18 protein-coding genes are annotated in these 20,625 nt (G+C 35.9%); 1 reads left to right on the top strand and 17 read right to left on the bottom strand.

Going from position 1 to position 20,625, the window contains the following annotated elements:
* Window positions 1–12: 12 nt before the first annotated feature.
* The 3 genes from ACE5LO_RS01770 to ACE5LO_RS01760 form a co-directional block, all read right to left on the bottom strand.
* Window positions 13–7,278: a phage tail tape measure protein gene (locus ACE5LO_RS01770; RefSeq protein ID WP_375518365.1), complete on the bottom strand. Its 7,266-nt coding sequence runs from the start codon at window positions 7,276–7,278 to the stop codon at window positions 13–15.
* A gap of 97 nt (window positions 7,279–7,375) precedes the next feature.
* Window positions 7,376–7,870 (bottom strand): lipoprotein, encoded by a 495-nt coding sequence (locus tag ACE5LO_RS01765; RefSeq protein WP_375518364.1) that lies wholly within the window; start codon window positions 7,868–7,870, stop codon window positions 7,376–7,378.
* A gap of 64 nt (window positions 7,871–7,934) precedes the next feature.
* The gene (locus tag ACE5LO_RS01760; RefSeq protein ID WP_375518363.1) at window positions 7,935–8,867 is read right to left on the bottom strand and encodes an HNH endonuclease; all 933 of its coding nucleotides are present in this window, start codon (window positions 8,865–8,867) and stop codon (window positions 7,935–7,937) included.
* 515 nt (window positions 8,868–9,382) lie between these two features.
* Between ACE5LO_RS01760 and ACE5LO_RS01755 the strand changes: the two genes are divergently transcribed.
* The gene (locus ACE5LO_RS01755; protein ID WP_375518362.1) at window positions 9,383–9,604 is read left to right on the top strand and encodes an LLM class flavin-dependent oxidoreductase; all 222 of its coding nucleotides are present in this window, start codon (window positions 9,383–9,385) and stop codon (window positions 9,602–9,604) included.
* A 646-nt stretch (window positions 9,605–10,250) separates the two neighbouring features.
* On the opposite strand, the gene ACE5LO_RS01750 is transcribed toward ACE5LO_RS01755, so the two are convergent.
* From ACE5LO_RS01750 to ACE5LO_RS01685, 14 genes are all read right to left on the bottom strand, one after another.
* Window positions 10,251–10,766: a type II toxin-antitoxin system PemK/MazF family toxin gene (locus ACE5LO_RS01750; protein WP_375518361.1), complete on the bottom strand. Its 516-nt coding sequence runs from the start codon at window positions 10,764–10,766 to the stop codon at window positions 10,251–10,253.
* A 261-nt stretch (window positions 10,767–11,027) separates the two neighbouring features.
* Window positions 11,028–11,219: a hypothetical protein gene (locus ACE5LO_RS01745; protein WP_375518360.1), complete on the bottom strand. Its 192-nt coding sequence runs from the start codon at window positions 11,217–11,219 to the stop codon at window positions 11,028–11,030.
* 2 nt (window positions 11,220–11,221) lie between these two features.
* Complete coding sequence (locus tag ACE5LO_RS01740) at window positions 11,222–12,247, bottom strand: tyrosine-type recombinase/integrase (protein WP_375518359.1); 1,026 nt, start codon at window positions 12,245–12,247, stop codon at window positions 11,222–11,224.
* An 11-nt stretch (window positions 12,248–12,258) separates the two neighbouring features.
* On the bottom strand, window positions 12,259–12,723 hold the full coding sequence (locus ACE5LO_RS01735) for a YomN family phage-derived protein (protein ID WP_375518358.1): 465 nt from the start codon (window positions 12,721–12,723) through the stop codon (window positions 12,259–12,261).
* Window positions 12,704–13,255, bottom strand: a complete 552-nt coding sequence (locus ACE5LO_RS01730; protein ID WP_375518357.1) for a YomO family phage-derived protein — start codon at window positions 13,253–13,255, stop codon at window positions 12,704–12,706. The genes ACE5LO_RS01735 and ACE5LO_RS01730 overlap by 20 nt, the downstream gene beginning before the upstream one ends.
* 125 nt (window positions 13,256–13,380) lie before the next feature.
* On the bottom strand, window positions 13,381–14,112 hold the full coding sequence (locus ACE5LO_RS01725; RefSeq protein ID WP_375518356.1) for a YomU family phage tail tube protein: 732 nt from the start codon (window positions 14,110–14,112) through the stop codon (window positions 13,381–13,383).
* A 61-nt stretch (window positions 14,113–14,173) separates the two neighbouring features.
* A complete protein-coding gene (locus ACE5LO_RS01720) occupies window positions 14,174–14,896 on the bottom strand; it encodes a hypothetical protein (protein ID WP_375518355.1) in 723 nt (240 codons plus the stop codon).
* Window positions 14,896–15,372, bottom strand: a complete 477-nt coding sequence (locus ACE5LO_RS01715; protein WP_375518354.1) for a YomW family phage-derived protein — start codon at window positions 15,370–15,372, stop codon at window positions 14,896–14,898. The genes ACE5LO_RS01720 and ACE5LO_RS01715 overlap by 1 nt, the downstream gene beginning before the upstream one ends.
* 15 nt (window positions 15,373–15,387) lie before the next feature.
* Complete coding sequence (locus ACE5LO_RS01710; protein WP_375518353.1) at window positions 15,388–16,584, bottom strand: Ig-like domain-containing protein; 1,197 nt, start codon at window positions 16,582–16,584, stop codon at window positions 15,388–15,390.
* A 12-nt stretch (window positions 16,585–16,596) separates the two neighbouring features.
* The gene (locus ACE5LO_RS01705) at window positions 16,597–16,992 is read right to left on the bottom strand and encodes a hypothetical protein (RefSeq protein WP_375518352.1); all 396 of its coding nucleotides are present in this window, start codon (window positions 16,990–16,992) and stop codon (window positions 16,597–16,599) included.
* 13 nt (window positions 16,993–17,005) lie between these two features.
* The gene (locus ACE5LO_RS01700; RefSeq protein WP_375518351.1) at window positions 17,006–17,470 is read right to left on the bottom strand and encodes a hypothetical protein; all 465 of its coding nucleotides are present in this window, start codon (window positions 17,468–17,470) and stop codon (window positions 17,006–17,008) included.
* 80 nt (window positions 17,471–17,550) lie between these two features.
* Window positions 17,551–18,555 (bottom strand): YonB family capsid-like protein, encoded by a 1,005-nt coding sequence (locus ACE5LO_RS01695; RefSeq protein ID WP_375518350.1) that lies wholly within the window; start codon window positions 18,553–18,555, stop codon window positions 17,551–17,553.
* 39 nt (window positions 18,556–18,594) lie between these two features.
* Complete coding sequence (locus ACE5LO_RS01690) at window positions 18,595–19,134, bottom strand: hypothetical protein (protein WP_375518349.1); 540 nt, start codon at window positions 19,132–19,134, stop codon at window positions 18,595–18,597.
* Between the two features lie 33 nt (window positions 19,135–19,167).
* Window positions 19,168–20,625 carry a DUF8531 domain-containing protein gene (locus tag ACE5LO_RS01685; protein ID WP_375518348.1) on the bottom strand — a complete coding sequence of 486 codons (1,458 nt, stop codon included), beginning with the start codon at window positions 20,623–20,625 and terminating at the stop codon, window positions 19,168–19,170.

The following is a 20,625-nucleotide window of genomic DNA, read 5'->3' as shown; positions in this document are numbered from 1 at the left end:
GGGGAGACCTCCTCATCTTTTCTTAGAATTAATTGTTCTTTGCATGCTTCTATAGAATTCAGTAGCATTATTCGCATTCACATGTATTGGTCCATTGATCGAATAAGTTACACTGCTATCTACCGAAGTTGGTCCCTGTTGAGTAACTGCTTTAAACTTCTTATTAGGATCTGGTAAATAGAATGTTTTATTAAGTGCTACATTTTGAGCAATTATTTTCCTTATCATCTTTTGGTGTTCCTCTGTAAAAACAACTTCGCCTTTTTTGAGGATAGCAGGAACTTCATTAGGTCCAAGGGGTTCCATGCCGACTTCGCCGCCAGTATGATACTTCTTAGTGCCACCAACAATACTTTTTACTGTGTCGGTGACGCTTTTCACAACATTGCTCAAACTGTTACCGCTACTGTTTTTAGAGCCACTACTTGAGCCACTACTCTTTGAACCACTAGACGGACTGCTACTTTTGGAGCCGCTAGAAGAACTGCCAGAAGATGACGAACCTCCAGATGATTTACCTGAACCGCTACTAACAGAAATGCTATTGATGGAGGAAGCCAATTTCTGAAGTTGTGCATATAGACTTTGAATCTCAGTTAATTTTGCTTTAACTTGAGTTATGTAATTGTTCCAGCCAGCAATAGAAGAGGACTGCCAACCTCCAACTACGGATTCCAGTAATTTAGATCCTTCGGCTGCAGAAATAGAACCATTCTCCATACCTGTTGTTATAGCCTGAGCATATTGATCCAACTTGGCTTGAGTATCCGCAATTAGCTGGTTATACATATTGGAGAGATTATCTTTATACAGTTGCATAGCTGCAAGGTTTTGCTGATGAATTTCTTTTGTTCTCTCTAATTTTTCATTGAGAATTTCAAGTTCCTTATCCTTTGCATCTTGCAATCGGTCAATCTCATCTTGAATGGCCTGTTTGACATCTTCTCGCTCATATTGCTTAACCAGTTCATCCTTTTGGTCTTCAAGGTCCTTAACGGTTTCCTTGTTATAGGTAAGGATTTCTTCTCCAGCTTCAGTGATGTATGAATAGCGCTTATCATTCTTAGCAGCATTAATCTGATCGTTGATATCCTTGAGCGCTTTTGTTCTGTCTTCTAGTTCATATTGCTCATCTAGTTTATCCAGTAAATCTTGTTGTTTCTTAATTTGCTCGTCATAGGATTTAGAGACAGAATCAATATATTTCTCTAATGCCGCTTCTTCTTTCTGATATTGAAGTTCAGTATCCCGAATCTCATTATTTATTGCTTCCAGTCGCTCTTTCAGTTTAGAGGCTGCGGCAATTTGGTAATTAATTTGATTTCCAAAGTCAGAGAGATTATCAAAACTTACATTGCTCAGATCCTTTGAGTAATTAAGCATCCTTTGAACATCTGAGGCAATATTTCTTACTTGAGATGCGTAGGAAGAGAGGGAAGAGCGAGCGCTTGAACTAGTATCAATAAATTGAGCACCGGTAATATACTTGCCATCGATTCTGTCTAGTTCGGCCAAGATGGAATCTACAGAGTCGCTAAATGCACCAGTATCAAATAGTTCATCTGCTCCAAGCGAATCCTTAATGGAGTCAATGACTGAAGAAATTGCGTCGGAATATTTGCTAAGTGCATCCGAAGCAGCAGATTTAAGCGCGTCAGTCTGGTCTTTGATTGCACTATTTGTTTCAAGGAGAGCTAATTCTAATTGATGTTGGCGCTCTTTAAGATCCTCAGTCTGTGTTGCAGTGTGTCCACCGCTCTTCAACAAATCATTAACTAAATCTAACTCTTGTTGATATGGAACTTTCTTCTGATTAAGTAAATCGATTTGATTTTTTACTTCATCGTTATATTCTTCAGTTCCTTCTGCAAGCAGAGCAAGACGAGCTTGAGACAATTCGATTACGTTATTTACCTCAGAAGCTTTCTTCTCATATTCATCTAAAGAACTAGTAATAACAGCATATTTTTTCTCTTGTTTTTCCTGCTCTAATTGCCACCATTCTGTACTATTAGATGCTTTCTGAGAATCAAATTCGCCTGAAGTAATTTTATTTTCTTTAACGAGTCTATCTAATTCCTTATTTTGAGTTTCAAGTTCTTTCTGTTTCTGCTCAATTAAACTGATTTGCGAGGTTTCTTCTTTTCTCCACTGTTCAGAAACATCGTCAAACCGTGACTGAGCGCCCTGTGATTTTGCAATTAGATTATCTAAATTTTCAATCTTCTGTTTTGAACCGGTGACATAGTTTTCGACTACAGCAATTTTACGTTGATAAATCTCATCATAAGTATCAGATCTTTCTTTCCGGGCATTGTTTTGAGTTTCTTCCATCTCGCTTTGAGAGGGAAGAGTGTATTTAACCTTACTGTCTCCTGATGAATTAGCTGATGGATAATAACTCTTCACATTATCAACGTAGTTAGGGTCCCCATAAACTGAGCTTCCTGTTTTCTTCTTTTGCAAGTTAGAAAACTTCTGCATGTTCTCTTTGGAATAACCACCATTTTTATTGAAGAAATCCAGAATACCCGGTCCCATATTATACATGGCTAGGGCAATATCAACATCGCCTGTTTGGTTCAAATACTTGGCAAACATTGCTGTTCCCGTTTCAATGCTTTTTGCTACAGTTGTGTTTTTGCCAAGTTTGCTGACTTGCATTACATTACTAATACCATTTGCACCGTTGCCAGATTCTTGTTGGATGATTGCTTTGATCAAGGCTGGATCAACATTATTAGCACCAGCATACTTATTGATCAGATCAGCGTTTTTGCCTGTAACCTTTGAACCTGATAGAGAAGAGGGTGAGAAGGAAGATTCATAAACCCCAGAGATTCGACGAGCACCTTCATACTTATTTTTCCAAACTGCATCGTTAAGATTGTATTGCTTTAGTCCAGAATTACCCATCTGCATGAAGTTACCTTCGCCCATGTATACACCAACATGGGAATTGGACTTGCCTGTAGTATTGAAGAATACAAGGTCTCCTTTTTGCAGATCCTTTTTGCTGGTTACGGCAGTACCAACTTTAGCTTGTTCTGCAGCAGTCCTTGGAAGTTGGATACCAAGGAATTCATCATACATCTCCTGAACAAATTGCGAACAGTCGGAGAGGGCGCGTTCAATAAATTGGTCGTAAGAACCTTCAAATTTACCGCTGACTTGTTTATATGTTAATGCGTTAGTAGCAGATAAAGCTTGCGAAGCAGTGAGTAGGGAGTCTATACCCTTAGCCGAACCATCACCTTTTGTAGTAGTTGTAACCTTTGTGGCAACCAGTTTACTAGGATCTTTGATTCCTTCAGTCAATAATTCTGCTTGACGTTCAAGCAATGCAATTTCTCTTTTTAAGGCACGTTCGTATTCAACAGAGCCTTTTTTGAATCTGCTTTTACTTTTATCAGCATTATCTAAGGCTGTTTTCAATTCTCTTAACTTTTTCATTTGTTCGGTTAAGAGTTCGTTGGTAACAGAGAGGGTTTCGTTAGATTTTTTTTGCTCTTTATCTGACTTATTGGAAGTGGCCGTCAAGTTGTCTTTAGCATTGCCAAGTGTTTCATATTGACCCTCAAGCTCAGCCAATTTATCCTTTTCATCCTGAAGAGAGGAGGCCGTGTCACCTAGTACCTTTCTCCATGAACCAATTCGCGATTCTGCAGCAAGTTGCGCCTGTTCGTTTAATGCTCCACTGTCAATGGCTTCTCCGGTTTGATCTATCATAGTTTGGATCAGCTTACCGATAGCAGACATTTCAGACTCATAAGCGGTAATTCTTGCCTTAGTCTGATCTATCAAATCTTTTGTTTTCTGACGTTCTGTTTCAGTAAAGTCAACAGATTCTTGTTTTTTAGCTTTGATGAACTTTAGAATTTCTTCTCGATTCAACTTTGTAACATCGATGAAATTATCATATTTTTTACTAATCTCTTGAATTGTCTTACCAGAAAGTTGGTTGTTTTCCGATAGTTCTTCTTGAGCTTTATTTAGTAGTTCAATATTATCAGAGGACTCAAGAATTTTATTCATTACATCATCAAAACTTGTAGAGAGTCCGTCTACTGAACTTTCTGCAACACGAGCATTCTCGGCTAAAGTTTGTATGAAATTTTGTATTTCTGGGTTCCCTTGTAGATTAGGGATTTGCTTTAATTGTTCAATGATTTCATCTACATTTTCCCCATCAAAATCATTAACGATAGAAGTAACAGATTTAATACTGTTTTCAAACTCTTCTAAAGGTTGGTTGGAAAATGCGTTACTCAGATCCTCAAACAGTCCTTTTTGTTCTTCGTTAAAAGACTGTTGAGCCAGAGTGGAGGCTTCAATCTTTTTCTTTTTTAAATCTTCTAATTTTGAGATTTGATTATAAAGTGGTTCGATTGCTTCTAATTCAGCATTTACTGCTTGAAGCGCTCTATTCCATTCTTCACTATTCTGAGGAATTAGTTCCTGTGATTTGAATATCTTTTCATTTGTATTCAGTATTTCATTTTGAAGCTCTTTTAATTTTTTATAGTATTGTTCTAAATTCAGATTACCTTGACCAGCGCCATTACCTACAGCGTAACTTAAATTATTTCCGCTAAATATATCACTTAGTCTCTTTGAGACATCTGGCACTAGCGATGGTTCTGTATAATTTTTGCTTAGTAAAGAGTCAACTGCTAGTTGATTTTCTTTTATTTCAAGATCAATTTTATTTTCATTGAGTTCTTTAAGTTTTGCTATCTGATCTTCGTATTTTCCGTTGACTAAATCTAAACCATTTGCTTCTTGCCCAAAAGTATCAATTAGACTGTTTTGCATCTCAAACAGTTTATTCTTGACTTCTACGTTTGTATCAATAGCATCGTAATTCTGTTCATAATAGGAACTAACATTGTCTAATTGATCCGACAAATCCTTATATTTCTCATTAAGTTTTTCAATGGAGTCAGCACTATTATTGATTGCATCGTTAGCTCCATTAAATGCGGTTATAAACAGAGATCCTACAGTAGCAATTATTCCAATTAACCCTAAAGATCTTTCCAATCTTGTCATAGCAACCGAAGCGCCATTAGCGGCAGATGTAGTTCCTTGAAGAGCTGCTCTTGTTGTTAACAATGATTTTACTGCAGCACCTGCACCCGTTATAAAACCGGCAATTGCTTTGTATCTAAAGGCGAGGAATAGGCCGCTTGTTAAAACCAATACATTACCAAGGTTATCAAATGATTCGACAAGTACTGTTAATGCATCAATTACATTCCTGATGGCATTCGAATCAAAACTATTTGACCACATGTCCTCCATAGCATTTTTGAGTTGGTTCAAGTGAGCTTCAGTGCTTTGTTGATACAGTTCAAACTTTTGTTGGGCAATACCCGCAGAATTCAGTGCTCCTTCATAGAGTTCTACGGATTGAGCGTAGTCTTCCATTAAATTCCTAAATCTAGCAGATTGGTAATTTCCGGCAACCGTAGTCGAAATATACGCCTTTTCTCGGCTACTCAATTTATCCCATTTTGCACCTAATTCATCCATTACAGTCCCAAAGTTGCGGAAGTTGCCTTCTGAATCCACTAACTGAATATCGACCGCTGCTAATGCTCTCGCTACTTCATTAACTTGGGTGCCGTCCTCTTCATCAAACCCATACTCTTTCATACTTTGAACACGAGCCATAATAGATTTGATGGAGTTACCGATGGTAAAAGCGGATTCACGGGTATTAGCTGAAACAGTAGCAATCCAGCTTGAGACCTTCTCAAATTCCACGCCTATTGACCCTGCTGTGCCTCCAACACGTTGCATAGCCTCACCGATCTCCGAGGCGTCACTCGCGGTCGCATCCCCCAAATATGCAAAACTGTCTGCAGCTCTGTTAATGTCAACATCCATGCTATTGACAGTAGCAGTAAGTATCTTTGCACTAGTTGAAAAATCAATATTGGAAATCTTCGCATATTTAACTGCTGTTTCCATTCTATTGAATGTTTCCTCTTGGGAAAGACCTTGGCGGGCAAACTCCGAGGCGCCACGGCTCAGCTCAAGTGTAGTGATGCTCATTTCCTTGCCTAAATCATGGAATTTATCGACGTACTTTCCAAGTTGATCTTGACCCTCCATGTATACGATAGACAATTGTGTTAATTCTTTATTTAAATCATTTACGTATCTAACCCCGTCAGTGAAAAAATTGGTCATAGCCATATAAGCTGTTCCCGTAATCATCCAGATCGGGAAGGAATTAAAAGCAGCTTTCAAAGAGCTTCCAAATGTTTGAGAACTCTTACTGGCCTCGTTCAATCCCGATATTGTTCGTTTAATATCATTATTAAGATCGGAGAGGGGAGATTTGAAATCACCCCTATTTTTAATACTTTGTAATCTGTTTTCAAGTTCATTTAAACTTGCTAAGCCTTCCCGATTATCACTAAATTTACTTTTTGCATCATTAATTTTTTGTTGAGTGGCAGCGACATTACGAATGTAATCTTGATTCCTTTTGGCGTTTTGTTGTAGGGCAAGATAGTGAGCTTTATCAATTGCTTCTGCTTCTTTGTTAATTCTCTGTCTTTCTCTCAAATCTCGTTCAGCATTTTGTTTAAGAGCAAGATAATGAATTTTGTCTAATGCTTCAAATCTAGCTTTTTCTGTTTGTAATGCTGAATAGTGTGCTCGATCTAACGCTTCTTGTTGCTTTTGTATGTCATTTCTTTGCTTTAGGAAATTTTTTAATTCATTAATCTTCTGGACATTACCTTCGGCATCTGTCTTAACAGTAACGGTTTGGTTGTTGTTATCCTTATATGCATTGGTATAGCCAGTTACTTCACCAAATTTGTTTTTACTTGCCCTAGTCTTGGCTAATGTATAACCTTCAAGCTCTTTTTCTAATTGCTTGAGTGTACGAATTTGATTTTCTAGAGAAGTTGACTCTTCATTGATTGCCTTTTTGTTGGCGTCATGTATAGTTTTACTTTTCTGAATTATTTCGCCGTTCTTAAGGATTTGTTGTGTAACTGTTTCAACAGTTCCATCCAATCTCTTATAGACATTCTGTGTTTCAGAAACTATTTTACTTTGTTCGCTGGTGACTGTTCTTAATTTCTCGGTTGCTTTTATAAACGAATTGATTGCAGTGGTGAAGTTTTGATCTACTTGGGCTTTAAGATTTAATTTATTTATTTTCTTCTGTAGTCCAGAAATTGCTGTGTTAATTTCACCAATAGACTTACCAGTATTTAAACCGGCAGTAATAAGTATTCTTAAATCATTAGACATCATTTCGCTCCTTTTTAGAAAATAAAAAGAAGCGGTCGAATAACCACTTCTTTACAGATGTTAGTATTTAATTATTCATAAATCAGCCACTATCTTTTTATTCAAAATACTTATCAATCTTGAATGTTAATTCATCTTTAATTTTAGTGAAATTTTCTTCTGAAATTGAAGTTTCCGAATCTACAACGTAGTCGCCTTTTGTGTCTACATTGAGTTCAGGCTCAGTATAATTCGTAACCTTAACGATATTAGCTGATGAATCCAAGAAATCAATTAGCATATCTGCTTTTTCCATTTCGTGATTTTCTATAGCTTTCTCAGTAGCTGCTTGAATAAATTCGATATATTGATTAATTGAGTCATCGGGCTTAATCGAACCGTTCTCTTTATCTCTATTATTATATCCTGTAGCCAAGATATTGTAGGACTCTCCAACCATTTCTTCAATTACTTTGTCATTTAGTATCTTCGAGTATTCTTCTTTCATTTTTAAAGGAGAGTTTATTTGTAACTCTTCTTGATTACTACTCGCATAGGAAGAACAGCCTGTTAGAAGCAAAATAAAAATGATTAATAAGATGTATTTTTTCAAATACAAGCACCCCCATAAATATCCATGTATTTAGTATACAGAATATGTGTGAGGGGAGAAAGATTTATTTTATAACTAATTGATTATATTCAACCCATTGTTCTTTAGTATTATCCTTCCAACCAAAAGTATCATGAAAACCCTTATGACATTTATCACAGAGAGTTATACCGTTATCTATGTCAACTCTTTTTTCTTTGCACCAATTATAGCCATCAAGGTGATGCGCATTAAGATTACCATTACCACGTTTAAGACAATGTTGACATGTGTAATTATCTCTCATCAAAACTGCTTTAGTCCATTTACGGTATTCTGGATAATTTCTTTTAATTTTTCTTTCTTCATCAGTTAGATCTGGGTTCCAACTAGGACTATCTTTTCCTCTTGGAGCGTAATGTCCTACCAACTTTATACTTATCTTTTTACTTTTACAGTTAAAACATCTTTGTCCAGATTGAAATTTATAAAAGGCGATTTTAGAGATAGTTCCACACCCACAGATATACTCTAGTGGCTCTCTAGCATTATCATAACTATCTGACAATAAGATACAATTTTGTTCCTTAAAATAGTTAGAAACATATTCTAATGTTAATACCCTGTCTTTATTTGATCTCTTTCCTTTACACTGCCAACATCTTTTACCTGATTGAAAGTCATTAAAGGCAATAGAAGACTTATTTCCACAACAACAAATGTAATCTAATTTCTGTTTATTATTCACATAAGTAGTACTTAATAATTTACAATTTTTCTCTTCAAAATAGTTAGCTATGTATCCAAATGTATGTCTTTGTGATTTTACTTGTTTTATTATCCCGCAATCACTACAATATTTATTTCTTTTAAAGTTATCAAAACTGGCAGTCGTTCTTTTTCCACACTTACAAATAAACTCTAAAGGTAACTTTATGTCAATATACTCTGTAGATATTAATTTGCAATCTTTTGATATAAATGCCTGATAAACTTCTTCGAATGTAAATTTTCTCATATTATATTTCAACTCCTACTACGAAACGGTATAAAGGTATTACTAAGGTCCTTGAGGGACCTTAGTTTAAAATTGATTAAAACGTAGACTATATATCAGACTTCAACATATGTAGCTTTCTTATTGATATCTCGATAATATTGTAACTGTAAATTCATTACCTTCCGAGTAGGGAAGAAGAAACCGTATGGCCTGCCATCCTTACACTGTTTAAAGACATTCATTATCTTGTCGCTGATACCATAATAAATAGTACATCCATCATCTTTATAAACCAAACAGATACCAAATGGGTCCATAATTATCCTCCTGTATAATAAATTAACCTCATGGTTAAAATATATACCCAGGAGACAATTTTGTCAATTGTGTTAGTGGAAAAGTTTTAACTCTCTGGTTTAAAAGTTGTCTATTTTGCACTATAATTAAACATAAATGATGAAAGCCTAAAGGGTGATAAAGTGAGTAATTTCCTCAGCTTGATAAAAATATTGACTATAGAAAAGGGAATCACTATGACAGAACTAGTTGAGCGTTTAAATAATAAATACAATCGCAATGATTCATTGCCCAATTTCCATAAGAAGCTTTCTAAAGGTACAATCCGATACGGTGAAATTCTAGAGATAGCAGAAGTCCTTGATTATAAAATTGCTTGGATACCAAAAGATACACAAACTAATAACGGCGTAAATAGTGGTGTAATTTTCAGTTCCGCACCTGACAATCAAAAATAACCTTTAGAAATCAGATTTCTACGAACAATCCAGTGAACTCCTTAAAGGATCTCACTGGCCTCGCTAAGATCCTTTAAGGATCTTAGTTAACCATTCAATGTATAAGAAGAAATATCATACAAATTCAAGTAAAGTCCTTTAAGGACTTTACTTGAATCTTACTAAGGTCATTAATTGACCTTAGTAAATCCGTTTCAACACAAAAAGAACCGTCTCTAAAATTAAGGCGGTTTTCTTTACGTAAAAACATTATATGATCCAACTAAACTCCTTTAAGGAGCTTAGTTAACTATTCAATACACAAATATTAAGCAAAAAAATTAAAAGGGACCTCATAAAAATAAGGCCCCTTGTTGGAATATGCATCGCACATTCACAGTGTATGCTTCAAACATTGTTTGAAGTCATTTATTTGCTGTTGTACTCATACAATACATGAAATTTAGTTCCTTATCAACCGATTGAACCTCTCATGGCTAAAGCCACGAGATTCTCGGCTTATTAATAAACGATTTAATAAAAAGCAAAACACCTCAAAATAGAGGTGTTTTGGATCTAATAAAAATTATGTAATGCTTTACGGCTGGACGCCGGAATCTAATGTCTTCATATTAAACCCATATAAACGAATTGTCAACCCATTTTTTCACTCTGGTTTTATGAGTTTTTTAAGTCGATAAAGGTAGTTCAACTGCTTATTAATAGCATTCCAATCATTCTCGGTAATGCTTGCAATATATCCATTTTTACGTAACGGTTTATCAATTCGTTTTTTGCTAATGACTCTTATGTGCTCTACAAGAGCTGTTGAATTTGACTCCTCAAGATCAACATGATACCAGTATCCATCTTTAAGTCTTTCTAATGTCAATGGTATTATTGTACAAACCGGAGACTTATGTGATGTATTTACTACTAAAACTGGGCGATGGAAATCTTGTTCGCTTCCAATATTTGATCCAAGGAAAGCCCAATATATGCCGTTGTTAATAATACTAAGGCTTGAATTGATTTCCTTATAGAATTTCAAATCAGCTTTTTCCTTAAACCATTCAGCAAACGCAATAACCTCTTCTTCATCATGGCCTTGCAACAACCCCTTAATTTCACTGAAGATGCCATCTAATCTACTGTTAAACTCTAAATTATCATTTATCGCCACAAACTATCATCCTCCCATCAAATCATAATACGACATTTAGGAATAAATTCCTATAGAACATATGTTCATAGTTGTCGAATTGTGCAAATAGAGAGGGGTTAGTGCTCTTATTTTATGGAATCATGATAACTACCTGCTTAACGGAGGACCATAGTACAAATTTAAAATAGGTAGAATTCACAATAAAATGTTGTTTTCATTAGGAACTGTCACCAGTTAATTCAGTGGCAGCTCCTAATGAAAATGCTGTTTTATTGGTAGTTAGAATTTAATACTCTTTGAACCAGTAGAACGAGTAAACGGGTTATCCGAATAAGGATTACCATAATCTTTTACAAATAGAGAAGGGGAGTATGTAATTGTTTTTTGACTTTTATTCTCCATCAATTCTTTAAATTTAACTAACTCTTCTGGAGTACCTTCGACTTCAAAACCAAAAATTTTAGCTTTCATTACTATTCGTCCCCTTTCGTAAGATGATCTTTTAGCTTATCAAGGCCTTTCCATTCACGTTCCTTGGCCGTCAAATCATTGTACACACGATACATTTCAGAAGACGTCCAGCCCATAATTTCAATGATAAAATCAGAACTTAGACCAAGCCGCGTCAAATGAGTAACGATATAATGTCTCAGACAGTGAGGATAGAAGGGGATATCAAGGAATTTTTCCCACTTTTCAATCCAACCTCGAATAGTGTCAACGGTAGCCGGTTTACCATCACGCCTAATGAAGATAGCAGTGTGGTTTTCACCATATTTATCCAAGATTTCTTTGCGCTTAACAAGCCATTCATTGTAATATGGGATGAAAATATCTTTGATTATGTATTTGTGCATCATCTTACCAGTCTTAGTTCTACCTTTGGTCTTAATCATCTTTGTTGTCTCAAGAAACATATCACCAAATGCAGTATTATTCTCATCAATAATATCAGTTGTAAATCTAAGAAGTTCCGAGACACGAGCACCACTGCTAATTGCTAATGCTAATAGGCAAGCTTCTTGTGGACGGTTAATTTCATTTTTCAGAAAATTAAGAAGACTATTTACTTGGTCTTCGGTTAGAATAGTCTTTTCCCGAACTGGATTTTTAGGCATACTTTCGATTGCCTTTAAGATAATATTTCTGAAACTAGGATAATCATCATCTAAAAAATTCTCAATAAATGTTGAGAAACTGCTTAGACAAGATTTCATTCTGCCAAATCTGTTTGAACTCCATTTCAACTCTTCAACACAAAAACTGAAAAAATCTGCAAACTCAATTTTCTTAACATCAACAAATAATTTATTTTCATTGTTCAACAAGTTCCAAACAAAGAAAATATTTAAATCACTACGATAAGCTTCAATAGTTCCTTCGGCACAACGTGTATTACGCTCTCTAAGAAACCTTTCCATTAACTTTTTATTATCTATTTTTATTTGCTCAATTAATTCTGGCGTAGTAATTTGTTTACGATAAGTATTACGAGGCATTAAAACACTCCTTAATTTACGTCCATACCCTTTCTCTGCAGAGATTTTTTCAGAGTTATAACATGTTCACCTGTCTGGTTTAATTCGTCTGCTGTATTCTTCATGAATGGTCTGGGTTGTACAAAGTTTTCGCTACCGGGATAATAAGCAGGGTAGAGGTAGCCTTGTTCGGAATCGTCGTGACCATATTCGATTATCTCTGCAATTTCTCTTATTTCACCAGTAGACGGATCTACGTCAATTCTATTGTTCGTTATTTCTACTCCATCTTTGACAGAGGTGACGACAAAACTGTTTCTGAGTTTTCCCGACCGTTCATATTCTTTTGGGTCAGGATATACCGCGTAAACATCCTCATCAACATGATCTTGTGCTTTCTTTATTACCTTTTTAGAAACATCGCTCTGAATTGATTTTTCTGCTTCCTTTTGAATATGTTTGAGCAAACTGTTCAAATTAGTGAACTGCTTGTTCATCAGCCACATCCTCACCAAGCATAATTTTCTTGATGATATCTTCGTTCTCAAGTTCCATGGATTCAATCTTTTCTCTCATCTGATTTTTCAACTCTTTATCAACTTCACTCATTTTCTGCAGTGCTTCGATCTTTTTAAAGATAGTAGTATATACATACTGCAGTTCATCTTTATCAAAATGCTCTTCAAGGCCTAACACATAACGATTGTTAGTCAATTTATCCAATAGATTTAACCGGCTGGCAAATTCCGAAGGGAGTCCTTGAACAAGGGTGGAGAAATGTTGAACGATAAAGAGATACAAATATTTAACAAATTCCTTATCATTGTTAACTGAACCGCCATGCTTTTCATAATCTTGGATAAAACTTGCGAAATCGTTCAGCATCACATCTACTTTTTCAGGTTTGAATTTCTTGTATATTTCTGTATACGCTCCATCATTAAATGTAATTTTCGTTAGAGTATCATATTCTTTATCAATATCATTAATATTGCCCTCATTAAGTACAAGTTTTTTTTGTTTTGCCATGCAATAACCCCCAATTTAATTTTAGTCTGTCAGAAAGACACTTATGATGGATCTCTTTCGGAACATGAATTGTGAAGAATGTCCTTAAAAAAAGAAGAGAGGGCATAAGCGCCCTCAGAATGATGTTATTGGGTCACTGGAATACGAAGGAAGCGACCAACAATGTTCGTAGTTCTAGGCTTAATAACTCGAAGATTGAATGCCTGTGTTGCCGCATTTCGTTCAGAAGCAGTATTGATAGTAAAGTTACCGGAAGGTACTGCGTTATCAAATTGATATTGAATAGTTGCTACAACTTCTTCGTTACCATTGATTTCGATTGTTTCCAAAACAGCTTGCACACCTTTACCAAAAACAGAGTTGTCAATAGCAATTGTCTGTGTGTTAGGAGCAGTGGTGTAGGAATACGTTCTTACTTCTACTTCTGTGCCAGCAGTAAGACCTGTAAAAGTTACATCTTTGGCTGTTACAGTATAATCCGTAGTGAGAGCCAGTTTCCTGCCCGTGGCATCATAAATAGCCAAAGAGTCATTGATAGGTGTTTCGGGCAATGAAATTTTGTCAGCCGCATCAATTGTATACCACTTAGGCATAGACCAAGCCGTACCGGCACCTGTGACGACAGTCTGACCAAGTTGTTTAGCAAGCCATTCATACTTAAATTCTACGTCAGTCAGGTTAATATTGATATCTCTGGAGACATGCAGAACACCATACAACTGATTACCTTTACCAGAGCGAACTTCATTTTCTTGAACGGTAAATTCAATACCCGCATCCTGCAAGGTAGTAGTTCCAAATACATCACCGTTTGAATCTTTAAGAATTACATCAAATACATCAGCAATCAATGCCATTATAAAAGGCCTCCTAGAGTTATTAAAATATAAAAAAAGAACTGGTATTAACCAGTTCCCCTTAAGAAATTGCACTATTCAAATTTGCCAGTTTACTATCGTCAACAAATGGATCATCATTTGGATTCTTGAACAAGTCTATGAATTCGGCATAGTGACCAATCTTGCTCTTATCATCACCAGCGCACTTGAAAGCGATAGTGGCATCATAATCTTTTAATTTATTGATACGATTGAAATCACTTTGCAACTGATAAATTGTATAACTGGCTAAATCTTTGTAATGCTTACCTGTGAATACGGAAATGGTTGAAATTATATCTTCAATCGTGATTTTCGCACCTTTTTTTGATCTCGCTTTTAGTGCTTTCTCTGCCCATTCTTTTATTATTTTATTTTTATATACTTTTTGCTCAAACATTAAGTTTTGTTTCATGATCAATTGACGAAGTTGATCATAGTTATATTTATTAATCTGGTTTTCTTCGTCTATCACGAAGGCATAATTATTTGTCGAAGCATCGATATGTAGCGTTACTTCTTTTTTAGTCACAATTGAGAAAATGAGTCTCAATGAATTCTTAATCACATCGTCGTTGACTCCTAAAACCAACAAATCCAAAAGAAAATGGTCTGCATAATTCTCCCCGAAGTGGGCTTTAGTGAGATATAGAACAGAGGAGCAACTTTCAAACAAATCATAATCTTTTAAGGTTATAGGGTGAACTTCACCGATACCACTGATGATTTCTGGGTAACCCAATATATGGTTTAAACTAGTCATTAATTTGTACTCACAACTTGATAAATTACTTGATAACCGCTGAATTTCTCATTAATAAAATAATACCTTCCCCGATCAAACTGCATCTTTTTGATGCCAACAATTCTTTTATCATTAAATGTTTTATCGAGTTCGGCAAGGATTGAGAAGGGGCGGAGACGACCATTCATGAGCCAGAGATTATTATGAACAATTATATTTATCACAAGGGTTCCGTCTTTTGTTCCTTTATTGTCAGAAGACAACTTGAAATTATCGAAAATAATATTCAACAGGCTGCTTTCTTCAGCTTGAGTTCCCGGAATATTAGGCATTGGATATATCTTGTCCATAATTAATACGGAGGCGTCTTCTATGTCTGGTTGTGACAATGGGTCAGTATTATTATATTTAAGAAGTTTGCATAGATTCTGATTTCCGATCAGTGCTTGCAAGGTGTTAAATACGTAATCATTTAATTGTTCAAATTTTGCCATCTTATATCACCTCAATCAGAAAAGAGGCTTCAACTGAATTCTTTTCCAAGATTCTATTGCGGGATTCGAATTCACGAAAACATGAATCTGTACACACCCAGTATTTGAATTAGATTTTACCGTACAACTGTGATCAGATTTGATGTTTATTGTTGCCAGTGAAGTTGGAGTAATCTTATCATCAGAAAATATTTCCCATGTTAAAGGTTCATTTAGCGCAGATGAATTAAGGCGAAGCATTCCGGTGTATGATTTACTTTGCCCATTCTTTATTTCATCTGGAAGGGAAGAGGCACTGGTAATTTCTAATGAGTAAACTTCTTGCGGCGAATCCGTTACATTTATAGATGCTGTAGTAAATACATTCGGATCATCTACTAAAGTAACAGTAACACTTGCTACACCAATAGAAATAGCCGATAAAATTCCACTTTCATTTACAGTTGCAATTGATACATCATCAACAAACCATATGACAGGTTTAGAAGCGATTTTTCCGTTATTTCTTACTTCAGATCGTAACTGCAAAGTATCTCCAACAGAGACAGAGAGAGGGGTACCATATTCAATTGATATGGAGTAATCAGCAATATTTCCTTCATAGTCCGCTATACTCAATTCAAGATTATCTGAGACAGAAAAAGTGTCTTCCTTGAGAACTAGAGTAATCAATCCTTGTCGGCTTATTCGATCTACACCAACAACCACCCATGGACGTTCGTCAAAAATGAACCTCTTATCTTTCGATATCTGCTTAGTATCATCGTTGCAAGGGATGTAAATATGCCTATATTCATTACCTAAATCGACAATTCTTCCCTCATCAATACCTGAATTAGCATTGGATACCGTTCTGAAAGTGAACCATTCGCCCTTTATGTCTCCAGTAAAACTAAGCCATTTTAACTGACCGTTACACTTCTCTGCGATCCAGTCCTCATAAATTTGATTCTCTTTTTCTTTAGTTAGCACTAACCAATTGACACTATCTATTGTGACAATATCCCCATACTTTATTGAACCAGCACTATCTGTGATTTTTTTCAATGTACGATCAAAGGAATATTTATCTTTTAAGATTATTCGTCTTGATACTCCATTTACTGATACATCTGCACCATCGAATCCATCTTTGTTTAACTCGAATAACCTTAGACCATGACTCAAAATTATGTCTTTATCATTTTGGTGATACTGTGAATAATCCTTCATTTTACCACTGCCCTACAAATAATCCGTCTGAATTCTGTTAATTATTTGATCTAACTTGTCTTCTTGTCTCTTGATTAAGTATTCCATAGACTTAATCTGTGCTTGATAATTCCGCAAGCCGATATCTTGGGCGAATGGTTGCCACAATGTTGTGAAATAGATTAATTGATTTTCTAAGAATGCTAACTTTAGAAAGTTTGCAATGATTATCAATTCATCGTCATCTAATTCCTCACTAATCGTTTCTGTTAAGTCATCACACATTACCTTTGTCCGCATTCGGTTATTATAATGACGTACCGCACTATGTATAACATCATAAATCTTATCTTGTTCAGTAGGAACATTAACAGGCTCTGTTTTTGTAATAACAAGAAATTCAGTGAAAATTTCGTCATACGTGGTCATCAAACCACCTCACTTATTCACCAAAAATGGCGTCAACCGGAACGTTTGCCCATTCAGCGATAAATTTTTGTTTAGAGGAAGAGTCAAGTTTGACATCCTTTGCCACATCAATTACAAATCTTTTTTCTTCATTTACCGTGATTTTCTCAAGTTCTTTTTTCATTGCATTGAAATTACCCGTTAAAATCTTTTCTATGTCTTCCCGACTATGAGAGTTGTTTTTATATTTTTCTAGATCATCAATATTATCTACAATATCTTTAACTTCTTCAGTATCCTCGATAATCACAAGTTCACCTTCGCTAAAGCAGCGGCTGTTCATCATTAGCCACTCAACTACTTCTTCAGGAACTTCTTTAATATCAACCTTATTCCTTTTCGAACCTGCCCATTGAAAAACTTTAATTCCACCGCCAGCAGTGTAATTTACCGTATATGGGAAACTACGATACCGAGCAATCTTATTATTTTTTACCATTCCAAAAATATCCCCCTTAAAATTTATAATCTAATAGAATAGGGACGAGAATTTGTCTCGCCCCATTAATGATTAGTATATTAAAGTGTAACGGAAGCGTCCTCTTTGATGTAGCCAATTACCTCTCCAAACATCAGGGAGATATCTGCATCCTGAGTAATCTTCATTTTAACGCGCTCATCTTCCATATTCTGTTCTGTCAATTGCTTCATGCCGCCAAACTCTGTGACGTTGAATGGCTTTTTGTTTACGCCAGCAAACATATAACCAATATTTACTGGTAGTTCAGTTGAACTATTTGTATCATCCATGAATGGATTCACAAGGTTGATAGCATCAGTACGACCGATTTGTGTAATGTTAAGAGCGCGAAGCAGGTCTTCACGAACACGATCCGTTAAAAGATCTTTAGTTTTAGCGCCAGTTTGTTGTTGAGCAAAGTAGTCAATCATCAGAGTGTCAGCAACAAAGACAGGACGACCGCCATAGCGGCCAAGAGTAGAAGCTAGTTTGTTGTATTGAGTGATAGTAAGGCCGCTACCAGTAAGGACGTTTGTGGTAGGAATGTCACCAGCACTAACAGCAGCAGTGACCAGTTTGGAGATTTCTTTAAAGTACAGATCAACTTTTGCTTGAGCGATGTAATCAATAAGTTTATTGAACCATTCTACCGCATCGGTATCTCCAAACGGCTCGTAGTACAGGCCAGTAGAAAACGTTTTTGGTGTAGCGATTACGCTCTTACGGTTTTCAACGCGAACCAAGTCTACACCGGAACCATTAGCAGACCATTGAAAGCGAACTTTTGCTTTTTGTGGAATATCATATTTTACAACTGTGTCTTTAGCTACTGATTTGTAGTTGGCAAGTACCGATACAATATCAGTTGTCATCGGTTTTGCAATTTCATCGGCTTGTTGCACGACGAGATTGTTAAATTGCCACAACATAGAGGGATCTGGATTTTCACGACCATTGAACACACGTTTTACATATTCTGAAATGTCATTGCCATCAGTTTCTTGCATTTTATTGTTATATACACGGTTCATCAAATCGAACAATTTTCTAGAATCGTACGCCATAATTTATTATTCCTCCAAATATACTAATTATTTATTTTATTAAGCCTTACTTACTTCAAGACGAACTGTGGGAGCACCAAGAGTATAGCCAGTCTCATCCTCACTTGCTACTACAAGAAATTGTGCGCTCGATCCAGCATAATCCGTATGAGGTGTACCAGCAACGGAAATGATGAATTTCTTAGTAGCAGGATCAAAGTGAGCAACGTGTCCCTTAGCAACTTCACTTACGCCTGTATTCAGCGAATAAGAAGATGTTTCAAAACGAGTGTATCCCGGCTCCGGAATAACAATACGTGCGAATTCGCCCACACCATTGTAAAAATCCACCAATGCTTCGCCCATATTGCGAATCTCAGGTGAGGCAATAAGATATGCTTTATTGGTAATTGCGGAGAGTTGCTTAACTGTACGATCACCGTCCGCATTGAATCCTGCATCTTCAACGAGAGTGTAGTTATCCACGTCCGTACCAATTACTTTTGCACCGCCCGAAAGAGTTTTAACTTGGATTACGTTGAGTGAGCCAACGCCATGCGTTCCAACCTCAGTCAACACTTTAAGTTGTCTAGTAGCCATTTAAATAATTTCCTCCTATATTATATATTTATTTTAAATTGTATATCTGCTTTCAAAGTCTGTTGCTTCAGGGATTAAGCGCTCATTCCGACTAATCAATTCTTTGATGCCAGCATTATTATTATGATCTGTTTTTTTAACCGGCTTAACCAATTCAACAAGCATGGAATTCAATTGAAGTTTAGCGCTTTTGCCTTCTTCGTTTTCATTTACGGATAATTTAATAAGACTTTGAACCTCTTCAGTTTGGAATTTATCCTTGCCTTCAACGGCTTCAAACTTTTCGGCATAAAAATCAATTTGAGAATTAAGCGTTTGTTCAAATTTTTCTTGGTCAAACTGTTCTTTAATTTGTTCCAATTCTCTTACTTGAGCATTTAGAGAAACAATAGTCTCCGAAACAGAGTTGAACTTTTCCTCAATTTTTTCTTTCTCATTTTTTACGTCATTCATAGAAGTTTTAGCCGCCTCTAATTCAGCAGTGAGATAATCTACTTTAGCGGACGCATTGTTTAGTTGAATTTGAAGATCTTGAACTTCGGAAACAGCCTTCCAGGTTCTTTCCTCTACAACTTCCGATTTCGTTTCAAAATCAATTGTAACTGCGTCTTCACCGATAGAATACTTATAATCGTAATATTTATATCCTGATTCTTCGCTATAAATTTCTGCTACAAAATGATTATCGTAAACTGCAACTAGCCAAGAATAAACTCCTTCTGTCAATGTTGGATCTAATACCTGATAAATTTTAGAACGAATATCATCATGCGACAATTCGCAAATCTTTCTAAATAGCATCTTTTCACCTTCCTCATTTATTTGTCGATTGAATGCCTGTGCAACCAACCTGTTAAATTGTTTTATATCATTGAAACTCAAAAGACGAGAGGAGTCATATGAAGGTAATACAACATCGTGACCCCCGCGTTGCTCAGAGTTCAATATAGCATGACCAGAATAATAAATGGGCGATTCTATATACTCAATTCCATCCCTGAATGAAAAATTTCTATATAGATATTCCACGCTAGAAAATATATGTATTCCACGGCTGTACCACTCAATGAGCAAATCACAAACATCCGAATATCGATCTCTCCAAAGAACGCCATCAATTGCTAATACTTCTTTGTCTTCACCATTTTCGTTAACGGTTAGCACATATCCAGTCGTAGTAATAACGCCAACTGCAACAGTGTTCATTTGTATGATATCTTCACCGTAACGATTTGCTCCAAGATATTGTTCATGTGAACCTAGAGCATCGGTAGATGAATTGCCTTCAATAGCAGGATAGTATTTTGCAACAATCGGTTTATTAAGAAGCGTATGTGCATTTTCAAGTGCAACTTCTTTTGTGATAATTTGACCGTTCCACGATTTTGAGAAATCATGGATAATGAATGTTGCTTTTAAAACTGTCAAATCTTCTGTCGTTTCGTTAAAAGAATGAAGCATAAGCTGGAGGTTAGATTTTTTATCGTTCAC

Origin of the sequence: Paenibacillus medicaginis, from assembly GCF_042138635.1 — a bacterium.
GTDB classification, from domain to species: Bacteria; Bacillota; Bacilli; order Paenibacillales; family Paenibacillaceae; genus Paenibacillus; species Paenibacillus medicaginis.
The sequence above is the reverse complement of the archived record's forward strand: the minus strand, read 5'-3'. Positions and strand labels throughout refer to the sequence as shown.

Excerpts from the sequence above, each read along its gene's own strand:
- ACE5LO_RS01770 (WP_375518365.1), bottom strand. The coding sequence starts at position 7,278 with ATGTCTAATGATTTAAGAATACTTATTACTGCCGGTTTAAATACTGGT.
- ACE5LO_RS01760 (WP_375518363.1), bottom strand. The coding sequence starts at position 8,867 with ATGAGAAAATTTACATTCGAAGAAGTTTATCAGGCATTTATATCAAAA.
- ACE5LO_RS01755 (WP_375518362.1), top strand. The coding sequence starts at position 9,383 with ATGACAGAACTAGTTGAGCGTTTAAATAATAAATACAATCGCAATGAT.
- ACE5LO_RS01745 (WP_375518360.1), bottom strand. The coding sequence starts at position 11,219 with ATGAAAGCTAAAATTTTTGGTTTTGAAGTCGAAGGTACTCCAGAAGAG.
- ACE5LO_RS01740 (WP_375518359.1), bottom strand. The coding sequence starts at position 12,247 with ATGCCTCGTAATACTTATCGTAAACAAATTACTACGCCAGAATTAATT.
- ACE5LO_RS01735 (WP_375518358.1), bottom strand. The coding sequence starts at position 12,723 with ATGAACAAGCAGTTCACTAATTTGAACAGTTTGCTCAAACATATTCAA.
- ACE5LO_RS01730 (WP_375518357.1), bottom strand. The coding sequence starts at position 13,255 with ATGGCAAAACAAAAAAAACTTGTACTTAATGAGGGCAATATTAATGAT.
- ACE5LO_RS01725 (WP_375518356.1), bottom strand. The coding sequence starts at position 14,112 with ATGGCATTGATTGCTGATGTATTTGATGTAATTCTTAAAGATTCAAAC.
- ACE5LO_RS01720 (WP_375518355.1), bottom strand. The coding sequence starts at position 14,896 with ATGACTAGTTTAAACCATATATTGGGTTACCCAGAAATCATCAGTGGT.
- ACE5LO_RS01715 (WP_375518354.1), bottom strand. The coding sequence starts at position 15,372 with ATGGCAAAATTTGAACAATTAAATGATTACGTATTTAACACCTTGCAA.
- ACE5LO_RS01710 (WP_375518353.1), bottom strand. The coding sequence starts at position 16,584 with ATGAAGGATTATTCACAGTATCACCAAAATGATAAAGACATAATTTTG.
- ACE5LO_RS01705 (WP_375518352.1), bottom strand. The coding sequence starts at position 16,992 with ATGACCACGTATGACGAAATTTTCACTGAATTTCTTGTTATTACAAAA.
- ACE5LO_RS01700 (WP_375518351.1), bottom strand. The coding sequence starts at position 17,470 with ATGGTAAAAAATAATAAGATTGCTCGGTATCGTAGTTTCCCATATACG.
- ACE5LO_RS01695 (WP_375518350.1), bottom strand. The coding sequence starts at position 18,555 with ATGGCGTACGATTCTAGAAAATTGTTCGATTTGATGAACCGTGTATAT.
- ACE5LO_RS01690 (WP_375518349.1), bottom strand. The coding sequence starts at position 19,134 with ATGGCTACTAGACAACTTAAAGTGTTGACTGAGGTTGGAACGCATGGC.